Source organism: Microcoleus sp. CZ3-B2, assembly GCF_036705055.1.
In the GTDB taxonomy this organism is placed as follows: domain Bacteria; phylum Cyanobacteriota; class Cyanobacteriia; order Cyanobacteriales; family Microcoleaceae; genus Microcoleus.
Genome location: NZ_JAUBTN010000017.1, coordinates 65,705 through 79,209, shown reverse-complemented (window position 1 = coordinate 79,209; position 13,505 = coordinate 65,705). Strand labels below are relative to the sequence as shown.

13 protein-coding genes are annotated in these 13,505 nt (G+C 46.6%); 12 read left to right on the top strand and 1 reads right to left on the bottom strand.

Features of this window, described 5'->3' with window-relative positions; translation table 11 throughout:
* Positions 1-292 precede the first annotated feature (292 nt).
* From QUA97_RS10490 to psbM, 9 genes are all read left to right on the top strand, one after another.
* Entirely contained in the window at positions 293-2,851 is a 2,559-nt protein-coding gene (locus QUA97_RS10490; RefSeq protein ID WP_194066254.1) for a sigma 54-interacting transcriptional regulator, read from the top strand.
* 27 nt (positions 2,852-2,878) lie between these two features.
* A complete protein-coding gene (locus tag QUA97_RS10485; RefSeq protein ID WP_194066253.1) occupies positions 2,879-3,100 on the top strand; it encodes a hypothetical protein in 222 nt (73 codons plus the stop codon).
* Positions 3,101-3,183: 83 nt separating this feature from the next.
* A complete protein-coding gene (locus QUA97_RS10480; protein WP_194066252.1) occupies positions 3,184-3,522 on the top strand; it encodes a hypothetical protein in 339 nt (112 codons plus the stop codon).
* Positions 3,523-3,583: 61 nt separating this feature from the next.
* Positions 3,584-3,916: a DUF433 domain-containing protein gene (locus QUA97_RS10475; protein ID WP_194066251.1), complete on the top strand. Its 333-nt coding sequence runs from the start codon at positions 3,584-3,586 to the stop codon at positions 3,914-3,916.
* Positions 3,917-3,922: 6 nt separating this feature from the next.
* A complete protein-coding gene (locus QUA97_RS10470; RefSeq protein ID WP_194066250.1) occupies positions 3,923-4,276 on the top strand; it encodes a DUF5615 family PIN-like protein in 354 nt (117 codons plus the stop codon).
* 239 nt (positions 4,277-4,515) lie between these two features.
* Positions 4,516-5,901, top strand: coding sequence for a TIGR03279 family radical SAM protein (locus QUA97_RS10465; RefSeq protein ID WP_194066249.1), 1,386 nt, complete (start codon positions 4,516-4,518; stop codon positions 5,899-5,901).
* 139 nt (positions 5,902-6,040) lie between these two features.
* Complete coding sequence (locus QUA97_RS10460) at positions 6,041-7,936, top strand: TolC family protein (RefSeq protein ID WP_194066248.1); 1,896 nt, start codon at positions 6,041-6,043, stop codon at positions 7,934-7,936.
* A gap of 238 nt (positions 7,937-8,174) precedes the next feature.
* Positions 8,175-8,471, top strand: coding sequence for a 2Fe-2S iron-sulfur cluster-binding protein (locus tag QUA97_RS10455; protein WP_194066247.1), 297 nt, complete (start codon positions 8,175-8,177; stop codon positions 8,469-8,471).
* Positions 8,472-8,837: 366 nt separating this feature from the next.
* A complete protein-coding gene (gene psbM, locus QUA97_RS10450; protein ID WP_193970859.1) occupies positions 8,838-8,951 on the top strand; it encodes a photosystem II reaction center protein PsbM in 114 nt (37 codons plus the stop codon).
* Positions 8,952-9,490: 539 nt separating this feature from the next.
* Here psbM and QUA97_RS10445 read toward each other — a convergent pair.
* On the bottom strand, positions 9,491-10,345 hold the full coding sequence (locus QUA97_RS10445) for a universal stress protein (protein ID WP_194012815.1): 855 nt from the start codon (positions 10,343-10,345) through the stop codon (positions 9,491-9,493).
* Between the two features lie 146 nt (positions 10,346-10,491).
* Between QUA97_RS10445 and QUA97_RS10440 the strand changes: the two genes are divergently transcribed.
* The 3 genes from QUA97_RS10440 (at position 10,492) to QUA97_RS10430 (ending at position 13,443) form a co-directional block, all read left to right on the top strand.
* Complete coding sequence (locus tag QUA97_RS10440; RefSeq protein WP_194012814.1) at positions 10,492-10,992, top strand: acyl-CoA thioesterase; 501 nt, start codon at positions 10,492-10,494, stop codon at positions 10,990-10,992.
* 188 nt (positions 10,993-11,180) lie between these two features.
* Entirely contained in the window at positions 11,181-12,245 is a 1,065-nt protein-coding gene (locus tag QUA97_RS10435; protein ID WP_194066245.1) for a DMT family transporter, read from the top strand.
* A 22-nt stretch (positions 12,246-12,267) separates the two neighbouring features.
* Positions 12,268-13,443, top strand: a complete 1,176-nt coding sequence (locus tag QUA97_RS10430) for a D-alanine--D-alanine ligase family protein (protein ID WP_194066244.1) — start codon at positions 12,268-12,270, stop codon at positions 13,441-13,443.
* Positions 13,444-13,505 lie beyond the last annotated feature (62 nt).

Genomic DNA, 13,505 nt, shown 5'->3' with positions numbered 1-13,505 from the left:
GTAGTGAGAGCGTCCCCCCTCGCGAGTGGTACAATAGGCGAGGGGGGGCCCTCGCACTATAAGTAGAAAGGCGTAAATATTTGTAGTTGGGATGAGGCAGGAGTCAGGAGACAGAATGCAGGAGGGATTGGGGTTTGAGCCTCATTTATCTTTCTTAACACAGTTGTGTTTTTCCCCACCGACTTACTTAAATGCCAAACTGAGATGCTGCTACTGGTGGCAAAAATCAATTAAAATTAAATAATTTATCCTACACCAAGCAGCACAATTCTATTTTCGCCGAGGCTAAGCGATGTCTACCGAAAAATTAGTTAACTGGCTCGAATCAAACACCGAATTAGGCATATTATCCCGCGAGATTTTACAGGCGATCGCGCTGGAAATGGAAATGGCAACTTTTCCCACGGGATTTCGAGTGGTAATCGAAGATACGCCCGTCACCAATCTCTACATCCTAGAAAGTGGACAAGCCGATCGCTACCGGCGCAAACAACCCGGTTTAATGTGGGGGAGTAGTTTGTTACCGGGGGCGATCGTCAATTTATCAGCCCTCCAACGATCGCAACCGGCAGATAGTCGAATTATTGCCCGTACAGAATGTCAATTTTGGGTAATTAGTGCCTCGCGCTGGCGCAGTTTGCTAGAAAGATATCCACGCATCACCGAAGCCTACGCTCAACGCTTGGCCGCGAAATTAGAGCAGCTAGAATCAGAAATCGCCTACGAAAGAGAGCGTCAAAACGCCCTCCGCAGCTATCTAGTACCAAGGGCGAAACGCGGAGTAATTGGAAATAGCCGTTATGCAGTGAAATTGCGCCAACAAATTCGCACAGCATCAAGTGACAATCGATCGGTATTAATCTCTGGCGAACCTGGTTTAGAAAAAGATAACTTAGCAGCTTTAATTCATTTCGGTTCCCACCGCCGCAACGAACCAGTTATTCAGATCAAAAGTGCCTTGCTGCAGGCTAATGGAGCAGAATTATTCGGGCGTTTGGGCGGCAAGCCAGGATTGTTGGAATGGTTGGGCGAAGGGACGTTAATTTTCAATGACGTGCAAGAATTACCAGCTCAATTATGCCCCCAAATTCAGCAACTATTAACCGAAGGAACCTATACATTAGTAGTCAAAGAAGGACAAATACCACCGCCACCGCGTTCTACTAATGCCCGCATCATTTTAATCTCAGAAATTGTGCAGCCCAAGCTAGATAAGCTGACACAACACAAGATTAAAGTCCCATCCTTGCGGGTACGAAAAACAGATTTAGAAGCACAAGTCAACTATTATCTCAATATCATTGGTCGCAAAAAGAAATTAGTCAAGCCCCAAGTCACACCAGAAGCAATTCGCCGCTTGCAAGCCTACGATTTCCCCGGTAATTTGCAGGAATTGCAGGGAATGGTCGATCGCGCTTTAGTTCAAGCCCAGGGAAGTCAGGTACTAACCGAAGAAGTATTTTGGGCTCAGGCGGCGAAAAAACAAAAATTTCGCCTGAATTTATTAAATATCTATCCTAAATTTAGGCAATTTTTACGGAGTGATTGGTATCCAGATCGCGTGAATTATTGGTTTACCAGTTGGGTATTTGCATTAGTAGTAATCATCCTATTTGTTGCCCCCCAAGATAGAGAGCATAATTTTGCTCTGAACATTTTCTGGGCCTGGTGGTGGCCGTTGATGTTATTATTATTCCCCCTTGTCGGGCGATTGTGGTGTGCCTTTTGCCCCTTTATGATTTATGGGGAAATCGTCCAAAAACTATCGCTGAAAATTTTCCCGCGAACTCTCAATAAATGGCCGCGCCAACTAGCTGAAAAATGGGGTGGTTGGTTTCTATTCGGACTATTTACCCTAATCTTTCTCTGGGAAGAGTTGTGGAATTTAGAAAATACCGCCTATTTATCCAGTTGTTTGTTGTTGCTAATTACGGCGGGGGCGGTAATTTTCTCGCTAATTTTTGAAAGGCGGCTTTGGTGTCGGTATTTATGCCCGATCGGAGGGATGAATGGATTATTTGCTAAACTTTCAATCATTGAACTGCGCGCCCAACAAGGAACCTGCGCCGCGGAATGCAGCACCTACCAATGCTATAAAGGCGGCCCAGGCTTGGGGGAAGGATTAACCACTAATGGATGTCCAATTTATTCCCATCCCGCCCAATTAACTGATAATAAAGATTGCGTCTTGTGCATGACTTGCTTAAAAGCTTGTCCCCATCGATCGGTAGAATTAAATGTGCGCCCTCCGGGAATCGAATTATGGACAACCCATGTTCCCCACAGTTATGAAGTTGCCTTGTTATTTCTATTATTAGGCGGTATCTATCTCCATCGCTTACCGGAAATCGATAGTTTATTGGGGCTGGGCATCAATTTAGAGCAATTTTTACCTCACTTAGGAATGTCGCTCGCGGTGTTAATTATTCCGCCGCTGATTCCGTTAGTAGCTTACGCCGTCATGCAGGCAATTTACCGATTGGGACAAGCAAAAAGTATCCCATTTACAACCTATAAACCTCTCTCATTTGTCTCTCTCGCCTACGGATATCTACCTCTAGTTTGGGGCGGTAGTTTGGCTCACTATTGGCGATTGGGTTTGCAGGAAGGCGGGCGAGTGATTCCGGTAACTTTTGCCACTTTCGGACAAATTAGAGATGATTTACCGAGTTTTGTAGGAGATCCAGCGGTGATTAGCTTTTTGCAAGGTTTTACTTTAATTCTCTCATTGTTGGTGACGATATTTGTGACTCAGAAAATTGCCAAGCGATCGATTAAATCTTTGATTCCTCAGCATTTAGCGAGTTTGTGCCTGATGGTGAGTTTGTGGTATGCGATCGTGGGTAACTAATGTAAAATAAAACCAGGAGGATTTACTATGACTTCACAACTTCAAAAAGCGATCGATCTTGCTCAGTCAATGTCATTGACAGAACAACTTGAACTACTTAAAACACTATCCACTATTATTCAACGCACCCATTCTCTGGAAACTCAAGCTACGACAACAGAGGAAGATACAGATTTTTTACGCCTCAGCTTTCGCCAATCTTGGCAGCAAGCCATGACTGGACAAACATTACCCCTTTCTCAACTTTAGGAGGGTTTAGCACAACTTCTGAAGAATCAGATGCTTTAGTCTTTTCGTTATAATCCCATGAGTAAACTGGCTGGAAGCAAACTATGTCAATACCGAAAAAAGGAACAAGAAAAATTATTGTAGATGGGGAACCTTTCGTCTGGCTAATCCGAAGACAAGCTGCTAATCTGCAAGCAGAATCGGGAAATCTTCATGTTGCTGTCGAACACGCTGATAGATCGGGATCGGTGTTAGTTATTATCACCGATAGAGCTCATTCTCAAGGTTGGAATCCAACAACTAACTGTACATTTATGCCAGTAACACCCTCTGATGTAGCACAATGGATACGGCAAGCGGTGCAACTCGGATGGCAGCCAATGCGATCGGGAATAACTTTTCAGGTGCAGATTGCAGGAGGATGTGCAGAAAAAATATATTAGAGCCGGGAGTGTCGATCGGCTATGCTGAAGATAGAAAATTCACACCGCCCTCAATCTCAAAATGCTACTCGTTCCTACGGCTGAACCAATTCCGCTTGTGGCTGATGCAAACGGTGTCATCCGCATTAGCACAACCAGAGTCACCTTAGATACAGTCCTTACAGCTTTTCTAGAAGGAGCCACAGCAGAAGAAATCCGGGAACAGTACCCGTCTCTTGAACTTTCGGATATTTATTTTGCGATCGGCTACTACTTGCGACACCAATCCGAAGTTGATGCTTATCTGATGGAACGTCAACGTCTTGCCGCAGAAGTTCAGCAGGAAGCAGAAAAGCGTTTTAACCCAGTTGGAATACGCGATCGCTTATTAGCAAGACGCAACCAAAAAGGGTAGTTTTATATGCTGCGATTATTGGCTGATGAAAACTTTAACAATCAAATTGTTCGGGGTGTTTTGCGGCGGAATCCCGATGTTGAGATTGTCCGCGTTCAAGATATAGGACTCAGAGAAGCAGACGATCCAACAGTCTTAGAATGGGCTGCGCTGCAAGGGCGGGTTGTACTAACTCATGATGTAGCAACCATGACAAACTTTGCCTACGATAGAATCGAAGCTGGTTTGGCGATGCCAGGGTTATTTGAAGTCAGCCGCCGTGTTGCAGTGGGTTTGGCGATTGAGGAAATTTTGCTGATTTCTGAGTGCAGTCTGGAAGGAGAATGGGAAGGACAAGTGCGATTTTTACCTTTACGCTAACTGCCATAAAATTGTCATAATTCAATTAATGATACAGATTTAATGTGACTTAATAAATACAATAAATCATTTGAAAGCTTGTGGATTGTGGGTCGATCGCACTTCACAAACACATATTTTTTACTAGGCATCCTGCTTGACAAATGGTATAAATTATGATATGAGTTGAGACTTGATTAAAATAGAAAATTAATTTTTGAATAGCAATTTATCAAACTTGAAAATGCAAGCGCGAACTTATGAGCGAATCCTCAACCAAACCCGCCAGAATTACCAAAGTTATTCCCGACAGCATCGCAGCAGAAATGGGATTTGATGCCGGAGATTCCATCGTCGCTGTCAACGGCCAAAAACCCCGCGATTTGATCGACTATCAATTTCTGTGCGCCGACGAATTTCTGGAACTAGAAGTTTTAGATGCCAAAGGCAAAACTCACAAGTTAGAAATAGAAAAAGAGTATGACGAAGACTTGGGTGTGGAATTTGAAACTGCCCTCTTCGACGGACTAATTCAGTGTAACAATCGCTGCCCTTTTTGCTTTATCGACCAGCAACCTCCGGGAAAGCGGGAAACTCTGTATTTCAAAGATGATGACTACCGCCTCAGCTTTCTTTACGGCAGCTATTTGACTCTCACCAATCTGACTGAAAAAGAGTGGAACCGAATCGAACAAATGCGGCTTTCTCCTCTCTATGTTTCGGTGCACGCTACGGAACCGGACGTGCGGATTAGGTTGCTGAAAAATTTCAGGGCTGGGAAGATTTTAGAGCAAATTAAATGGTTTCAAGAACGCCGCTTGCAAATTCACGCTCAAGTTGTGGTTTGTCCGGGAATTAATGATGGCGAACATTTGGAACGCACTTTGTTGGATTTGGCAAAGTTTCATACCGGAAATATTCCCGCTGTGGCATCGGTGGCGGTGGTGCCGGTGGGTTTAACTCGGTTTCGCCCTGCGGCAGATGAATTAATTGCTGTAACTGCGGAAAAAGCGCGGGAAGTTATCGCGCAAGTGCATCAAATTCAAGGGGTTTTGAGTCAGGGAAAAGCAGGCGGAAAAGCCAAGAAAAAGAATTCAAAATCTGGCTGTATTTGGCTGGCTGATGAATGGTTTTTAATCGCGGGTTTGGATTTGCCGTCGGCGGCTGATTATGAGGATTATCCCCAAATTGGTAATGGTGTGGGTTCTATCCGCCAGTTTATTGGGCAGTTTGAAGCGGCTTTTGCTAAGCTGCAACCGCTGCCGGTTATTCCGCCGCGCCAGTTGGTTTGGGTGGTGGGGAATGCTGTTGAAAAGGCTTTTGGGCCGATCGTACAACAACTAAACCAAATTCCCGGCTTGTCGGTCAACATGGCCGCACTCTCCAGCCGCTACTGGGGACAAACTATCACCGTCACGGGTTTGCTCACCGGGCAAGATTTGCTGGAAGCTTTGCAGGGGCGAGACTTGGGAGATGGCATCTTGCTGCCTTCGGTTATGCTAAAACAGGGTGAACCTCGTTTTCTCGATGACATGACCGTAGAACAGCTAGCTAGCTCGCTGAAAACCCGGATTTTGCCGGTGAGCGGAGTAGAGGAACTAATCTCAGGGGCGATCGGTCTGGCAACTGCTGAAGTTCAATTCTAAATTTTGAATCAAGCATTCAAAAGTTTAAGATGAGTAGGTAATTGTGACTTGTAAATGTTTAGTCCCGGCTACAGACTCGAAAATTGAGAACTCAATCTTGCTCTAAAATTGTCTCTAGAATTGCAGTAATTAAAAAATTATGCGTGTTTTTCGTCAAATCGTCGTGGTCGGAGTGGGCGCTGCAATTACTTTCAGCAACGCCGCACAAACTGCTTCGGCCCAGCCCCCGGCTCAATCTCTCGACAGCTCTGCCAGCTTGAATCAGCTCGAATTAGGCCCGAATATTCGATCGACCTCAAACACAGCGTCAGAACCAGCATCAGAGCCCGAAGAATCGATCGCCCTTAACCCCCCAACCTCCGAGGCGGCTCCGCAAGGGGAAGCAAATATCGCAGCAACTGAGCCAACCAAGCCCGAGCAAGCATCAAAGCCCCAACAGGCTGCTCCGGCTTCCCCTGCAACTCAGTCTGCACAGAAGGCGCAGTCTGGAACGCCCGCAAATACAGTCTCTCAGCAGCCAATTCCGAGCGGCCCCAACAGTGTTCCGGCGCCCAATTTGCCAGCACCAACTCCCCGCGGCACTCCCATCGAAAGTTTCCCCCCAGTCACCCCGAAGGGCATTTTAGAAACCAACCCTCCGGCTTCCCTAGAACCCAACCCGAATCCGCTGCTGTTTCCGACAAAGCCCGAGGATGTCAGGATCGAGCAAACAGAGTCAATTACCTTGCAGCAGGCTATAGACATCGCCCGCCGCAACAGTCAAACTTTGCAAATCGCCGAGAAACAACTCGAACAAAGTCGAGCGGCCGTGCGCGAACAACAAGCTGCTTTATTTCCAGACTTGACTTTTCAAATGAACGCGAGCCGCCAAGTCAGCGCCAGCGGACAGATTGGGGTGCAGTCCCGGCTACGCCGCAATGAGACTTTGCCGGCCAACCAACAACTGCCGGCGAATTCTCCCGAGTTCGACAATTTCGGCAGCACCAGTCTCAACAACAGTTTGCAGTTGAGCTACGACCTCGACATTTTCGGCCGCCGCAATGCTAACATCCGCGCGGCTAGGGAACAGTTGCGCTTTCGGGAACTGGATTTGGAGCGCCAAGCCGAGCAACTCCGCTTCGACACTGCTGAGGCTTACTACAATTTGCAAAACTCCGACGGACAAGTTGCTATCCGCCAAGCTTCTGTGAGAAATGCCCAGCAAAGTTTGCGGGATGCTGAAGCTTTGGAACGGGCCGGGGTAGGAACCAGGTTTGCGGTATTGCAAGCTCAGGCAAATTTGGCTAACGAACAGCAGCAACTCTCGGTGGCCCGCCGCGACCAGCGAGTGGCCCAGCGCCGGCTGGCTGAGCTTTTGAATATCAGCCAGTCGGCAAACTTGACGGCGGCTGACCCGGTGGAGCAAGCTGGCTCTTGGCGGCTGTCTTTGGAAGAGAGTATCGTGCAGGCTATTAAGAATCGCCCTGAGTTGGAACAGCAGTTGGTACAGAGGGATATCAGCAAGCAGCAAAGGCGATCGATTCGGGCGGGGGGACTGCCTCAAGTCAGTGTCAGCGGTTCCTACAACTTCCAGGGGGTAACTTCTGACAATCCAGACCCGTTTTCAACTCGCGGCTGGGCGAGCGGCTATGCGCTGCAAGCGAATTTGACTTGGAATATCTTTGATGGGGGTGCGGTGAGGTCGAGGATCCAACAGCGGGATGCTGATATTGCGATCGCCGAAAGTCGATTTGACCAACTCCGCAACCAAGTGCGCCGGGAAGTGGAACAAGCCTATTTTGGCTTGGAGTCGAGTTTTGAGAACATCGAAACTTCTGAGGCGGGGGTTTTGCAGTCGAGGGAAGCTCTGCGTCTGGCGAGACTGCGGTTTCAAGCTGGCGTGGGTACTCAGACGGATGTGATTCAGGCGGAAACTGATTTGACTAGGGCTGAGAGAAACCGATTGTCGGCAATTGTCACCTACAACCTGGGGCTTTCGTCTCTCCAGCGGGCTGTGAGCAATCTTCCCAGTAATAACCTCTCGGATGCTCCTTGATAGGAGTTTGCCCCAAAAAATGCCACTGTAGGTTAACTCCAAACCCATATCCGATCGGTCATTCCCAATTTTCAAATCTCAAATCTCAAATGCTATGAGATTGGGTTGGGTTGGCTTGGGTTGGGTTGGGGCGATCGACCTTTCATCGCAAAGGATGAGACATCGGGTATGAAACGTTCGACACATTAGTTAATATTTGGTTAGAGAGCTCCATGTCAACTGCGTTAAGGAATCGGTAATGGCCAATATCAAGTTTGTGAAGGAAAATCAGGAAGTCATCGCAGCAGATGGAGCCAATTTGAGGCTCAAAGCTCTAGAAAACCGCATCGACTTGTACAGGTTTTCGGGAAAGATGATGAATTGCGGGGGCTACGGTCAATGCGGCACCTGCATTGTGGAAATTGTCGAGGGAAGTGAAAACCTCTCGCCCCGTACTGATTTTGAGAACCGCAAGCTCAAGAAAAAGCCCGAAAACTATCGGTTGGCTTGTCAAACTACGGTCAACGGCCCGGTGAGCGTGAAGACTAAGCCGTAGCTAGGGTTTGCCAAGTTCTAGGGAAGAAGTCATTAGTCATTAGTCATTAGTCATTAGTCATCAGTCATTAGTCATTAGTCATTAGTCATTAGTCATTAGTCATCAGTCATCAGTCATCAGTCATCAGTCATCAGTCATTAGTGCTGTCGCCTCCGAGCTTTCCGTACAACGTCATCAGTCCGATGGAAGAGGGAAGAGGGAAGAGGGAAGAGGGAAGAGGGAAGAAGCTGTAGACTTCTGGGGTTCTCGGGTTCTCGGGTTCTCGGGTTCTCCGAGGCTCCTTCTGTCTTCGAGTTTTCCTTTGGCCTTTGAGTGGTATCCTAGTAGTGTGTGTTTTCCTATTTTTTGATAGAGGCGGGGGTCTTCATGGAAGTTAATGATTTAGGTTTTGTGGCAACCATTCTGTTTGTATTGGTTCCCAGCGTTTTTCTCATCATTCTGTACATTCAAACGGCTAGCCGTCAAGGTGGAAAAGAATAGCAATTGCTGCTATTTTTGTCTGGCAAAAGCTAGTTGTAAAAAAAAAGCGCCAACAGTTTTTTTCTGGGGCGCTTTTTTTGTGAACTGTTTGGAAACGAAAATTTAATTATATCAATTCCGGTTGCACTCCTTATGATGTTAACTGTTAACTGTTAACTGTTGACTGTTAACTGTTGACTGTTGACTGTTGACTGTTGACTGTGAATCGAACAACTGAAAATTGCACCGATATAGGTGGTGACTTATAAAAATCATTTATGAATTTCCCTCTAAGTTATCACCTGACGATGCAGCCGGAAACGATATTACTTAGGAATGCAATTTAATAATTGCTCGTTACCAGACTTTTGTCGGTGACAAGCAAAACAAGCAAATCGCTTAAGCGATTTGCTTGCCATTCCTAGGAAGATTTTAGCTACTTTCTTGACAATCTCAAAACTGACGCACGCCGGGAATAAATGGTGCTGAGGTTTTGAGATTGCTCGCGGACGATCGAGAATTACTCGCACTCGCCGCACCCCACCGCTGGCGATGAGAGTTTAGCCCACGACTGTGCGGGCTAGCAAGACGGGACAGTTGGCGTAGACTCTCACGTAGTCGGAGAGGGAATTTCCTAGGAGTCGATCGAGATCCAAAAAGTTTTTGGCAACGTTGGGCCGCCGATCCGGGGAACCGATTACTAATAAATCGGCATTCACTTCGTCTGCAATCCGACAAATTTCTTCCCCGGGCTTACCTGTGGCACTCACGCAGCGGTAGCTAACTCCCAGTTGTTTCGCGAGGGCTACTGCGGAAGCTAATACTGGATCTTTTTCAGCATTTGCTGTTACATCTTCGGTGGATTTTCCAGTCAAATCTTTGGTGACGTGCACTAAAATTATCTGTCCGCCGTTGACTTCTTTGACAAAAGATAGGGCTAGTTCTAAGGATTGTTTGGCGGATTCAGATGGGTCTAGGGCCACCATGACGCGCCGGATTTTTTTGACGTAGATGTCGTCTTTGACCAACAGCATCGGTCTGGATGTTAGCTGGAAAACGTACTGGCTGACTGAGTTTTCCAAAATCGATTGCAGCCGTCCCAATCCCCGAGAACCCATAATCACTAAGTCGGATTGTTCTTCTTCTGCGACTTGGCAAACTGTGGTTTTTGGGTCTCCCTGTTTCAGCCGGGGATTGACTTTGTTGGGATCGATTTTTAAGGACTGGACTGCTTGTGCTAAAATCTTGCCTCCTTCTTCCAACTTTTGGGCCATGCCGTCGGATGTCACTTGGGGCGGCACGACGTGCAAGACGGTGACAGAGCTTTGTTGCAAGGAAGGGATGTCCATCAACATATTAAACATCTCTTCGCACAAGCCACGACCGGCGACGGCTACTAAAATTTTTTCTATCATGGTTGTTTTTTGCAGTAAAAACAGTTGAGTTTTCTTGTGCGACTCTCTCACTAGGGTGTTGGTACTCTAGTGGGTCAATGTCAAGCATAGGCCTGAAGTTTGCTTTATGATTTGTAGAAATGTAGCGTTTTGGAACAATTTGTAACGTGTTAGAGAACGATCGAACTCAACCAGAACTCGCACCGACTGGTGCTATTCAAAATCGACCCGGTATGGACTCTGAGGGCTGGTTTGAATATTTGGTGCGAGTCTACCCTCACCATACTGACTATTCGGGTATGGTTTGGCACGGGACTTATCTGGCTTGGATGGAGGAAGCGCGGGTGGAAAGTTTGCGCTCTCTCGGTATTGAGTATGCGGAGTGGGTGGCGCAGGGTTTGGAATTGCCGGTGGTGGAGCTTTCGCTGCGCTACCACCGCTCTGTGCAAATGGGTCAATTGGTGGCTGTCAGAACGCGGGTGGCGGCGAGTGAGGGTGTGCGGCTGCTTTGGGATTACGAAATTCGATCGCCCGATACGCAGGAGTTATACGTGACGGCGCAGGTAACTTTGGTTGGTGTCGATCGGGACAAGGGCAAGATTATCCGCCAATTGCCGCCGGCGCTCAAGGAAGCTTTGACAAAACTTTCTGTTAAACCTTCAACCTAAGCTCCTGTTAATTATCAAACATATAGTCCTGCACTGGTCGCCAGAAACTGGGTTTTTTGCCAAAAATTTGGTTGTAGCCCTTGATGCCAACAAAAAACCCGGTTTCTTAAGTAAGGAGTGTGTAATTCCTGACCGGGTTTTGGCAGTCTTCTAATTTATACTTTCAGCCTTGGTGGGACTTTTCAATAATGTCAAAAAAGTTGGAATTAGCCGAAGAAAATATTGACATTCAGCACAATATTTTGGCAAATAATCAGTTAATACCTGCGTCAATAGCAGAAGAAACAACTATTGTTTCTGGAAACCCGGACAATTTAAATAACGGTGAATTAGCTGACGAAAGTCAAGGTAAAATTTGGGCGATCGTCTCGCTGTCTGCGGCGCTGCTGGCGGTGTCCCTGGCGGCCATTTTTATTCGGTTGAGCGAACGGGAAATCAGTCCGAATGCTACGGTTTTTAACCGCTTGTGGATAGCAACTGCGGTATTTGGAATTTGGAACGGGGCGGGGGAAGCGCGCCGCCGAATGTCTGGGAATGTAGTTGAAGGGCGATCGAACTACACTCTGAAGGATGTGATGTTATTAACAGCCGTCGGCGTGGTTTCTTCTGCTTCTCTCGGTTTCTGGGCCTGGTCGCTAACTCAAACTAATGTCGCTAATTCTACCGTACTTCGCAACTTAACTCCTTTATTTACTACTTTGGGGGGATGGCTGCTGTTGGGACGGCATTTTGACGGCAGGTTTTTGCTGGGATTGGTAGTGGCTTTATCAGGCGCAATTGCGATCGGCACTACCGACTTGCAAATCGCCGGAGACAATTTTACCGGGGACATTGCTGCTTTGTTATCCGCAATGTTTTATGCAGCAAATCTGCTGATTGCGGAAGATTTGCGAACCAAGTTCCCGGCGACAACTATATTGATGTGGCGCTGTTTGATTGGTAGCCTCTTGATTTTGCCCTTGGTTTTGCTGGAGGGCGATCGAATTTTCCCTTATTCTTGGGAGGGATGGCTGACTGTAATTGCCTTAGCCGTGATTTGTCAAGCTTTTGGCCAAGGACTTCTCATCCACAGTCTCGGCACTTTGTCATCGGGATTTGTCGCCCTTTTTCTGCTGCTAGAACCAGTAATTACGGCGATTATTGCCTGGATGCTATTTTCCGAAAATTTGAGCTTGTTTAATTGGTTCGCTTTCTCTGTAGTTTTGGCTGGAATATATTTAGCCAAATCGAGCAAATATGCCGATCGCAAATAAAACAAAAAAGGAAAAAAATTAAATGGTAGCAACATCAACCGGTATAAATTCCTGGCATTACGAATTGAGTTTGCTCCCTCAATACTTAGAAAAGCTGTTTGCCAAACTGCGGATTGCTGTGGTGTTTGGTGGCAACTGCGATCGCCAGGGAGCCGTAATTTACAAAACGCACAATCCCCGTTCTTGGAAAAGCTACGAAATCGTCGCCCGCGAGATTGCCCGAGCATTAACCGAAATCGGCTTTCAGCACGTCTGTGTCATCCCTGATGACATGAACTTACCCGCACAACTAAAAGAACAAAAAATCCATTTAGTCTGGCTAAATACGGGCGGAGTGCAGGGCTACAATCCTGTTTGTCACACTCCCGCCTTGTTAGAAATGTTGGGAATGCCCTATGTCGGTCACAATCCTTTAAACAGTTCTACTTTAGACAACAAACACGCTTTTAAACGGGAACTGCAATCAGTCGGAATAAAAACCGCTCCGTTTATGACTTGGCATCCTTCCCAAGGAATTTTTCAGCCTAATTTCCACGAGCGTTTTGCCATAGTCTTCGGTGATTATCGAGGGCCTTTTATTGTCAAACCAGTATCCGGCCGCGCTTCGCTGCAGGTTCATTTGATTGACAAAATTGAGGGTTTATCTCAGGCGGTTTCAGAAGTTCACCGAGAAACTCATAATACGGCTTTAATTGAAAAGTATTTGCCAGGAAGAGAATTTTGTGTAGCGGTTTGTGGTTATGTAACTCATGCTAAAGGCTGTTTTACCAAAAATCCAAAACCCTTTGCCTTTTCCACGGTAGAACGAGTTTTTGAACCGGAGGAACGCATCTTTACTTCTATGGATCAAAAGGCGATTACGGCCGATCGCGGGCGGTTGATGGGGGAGGAAGAACCAGAACTAAAACAAAGGTTAATTGAGTTAGCTTGCAAAATATATTGGGAGTTTAGTTTGAACAGTTTGGTGCGGATTGATGTCAGGAGTGATGCTGAGGGTTCACTTTATGTTTTGGAAGCAAATCCGAAACCGGATCTAAAACATCCAGACGAAAATGTGACAAGTTTGGTTACTTTGGGCTTGGCGGAATACGGGATGAGTTATAACGATTTAATTTTTAGTTTGCTGGCGGATAGGTTGGATTATTTGTTGACTCAACATATCGCGATTATTCCTCATATTGTGGATTTACTTCGCTAATTGAACTTTGACAAAACATCTTGTAGGGCGTGCATTGTACGCCGTTGCATTCAAATTTATTG

What these genes read in the sequence shown, in the direction of transcription:
- QUA97_RS10490 (WP_194066254.1), top strand. Translation starts at nt 293, where the DNA reads ATGTCTACCGAAAAATTAGTTAACTGGCTCGAATCAAACACCGAATTA.
- QUA97_RS10485 (WP_194066253.1), top strand. Translation starts at nt 2,879, where the DNA reads ATGACTTCACAACTTCAAAAAGCGATCGATCTTGCTCAGTCAATGTCA.
- QUA97_RS10480 (WP_194066252.1), top strand. Translation starts at nt 3,184, where the DNA reads ATGTCAATACCGAAAAAAGGAACAAGAAAAATTATTGTAGATGGGGAA.
- QUA97_RS10475 (WP_194066251.1), top strand. Translation starts at nt 3,584, where the DNA reads ATGCTACTCGTTCCTACGGCTGAACCAATTCCGCTTGTGGCTGATGCA.
- QUA97_RS10470 (WP_194066250.1), top strand. Translation starts at nt 3,923, where the DNA reads ATGCTGCGATTATTGGCTGATGAAAACTTTAACAATCAAATTGTTCGG.
- QUA97_RS10465 (WP_194066249.1), top strand. Translation starts at nt 4,516, where the DNA reads ATGAGCGAATCCTCAACCAAACCCGCCAGAATTACCAAAGTTATTCCC.
- QUA97_RS10460 (WP_194066248.1), top strand. Translation starts at nt 6,041, where the DNA reads ATGCGTGTTTTTCGTCAAATCGTCGTGGTCGGAGTGGGCGCTGCAATT.
- QUA97_RS10455 (WP_194066247.1), top strand. Translation starts at nt 8,175, where the DNA reads ATGGCCAATATCAAGTTTGTGAAGGAAAATCAGGAAGTCATCGCAGCA.
- psbM (WP_193970859.1), top strand. Translation starts at nt 8,838, where the DNA reads ATGGAAGTTAATGATTTAGGTTTTGTGGCAACCATTCTGTTTGTATTG.
- QUA97_RS10445 (WP_194012815.1), bottom strand. Translation starts at nt 10,345, where the DNA reads ATGATAGAAAAAATTTTAGTAGCCGTCGCCGGTCGTGGCTTGTGCGAA.
- QUA97_RS10435 (WP_194066245.1), top strand. Translation starts at nt 11,181, where the DNA reads ATGTCAAAAAAGTTGGAATTAGCCGAAGAAAATATTGACATTCAGCAC.
- QUA97_RS10430 (WP_194066244.1), top strand. Translation starts at nt 12,268, where the DNA reads ATGGTAGCAACATCAACCGGTATAAATTCCTGGCATTACGAATTGAGT.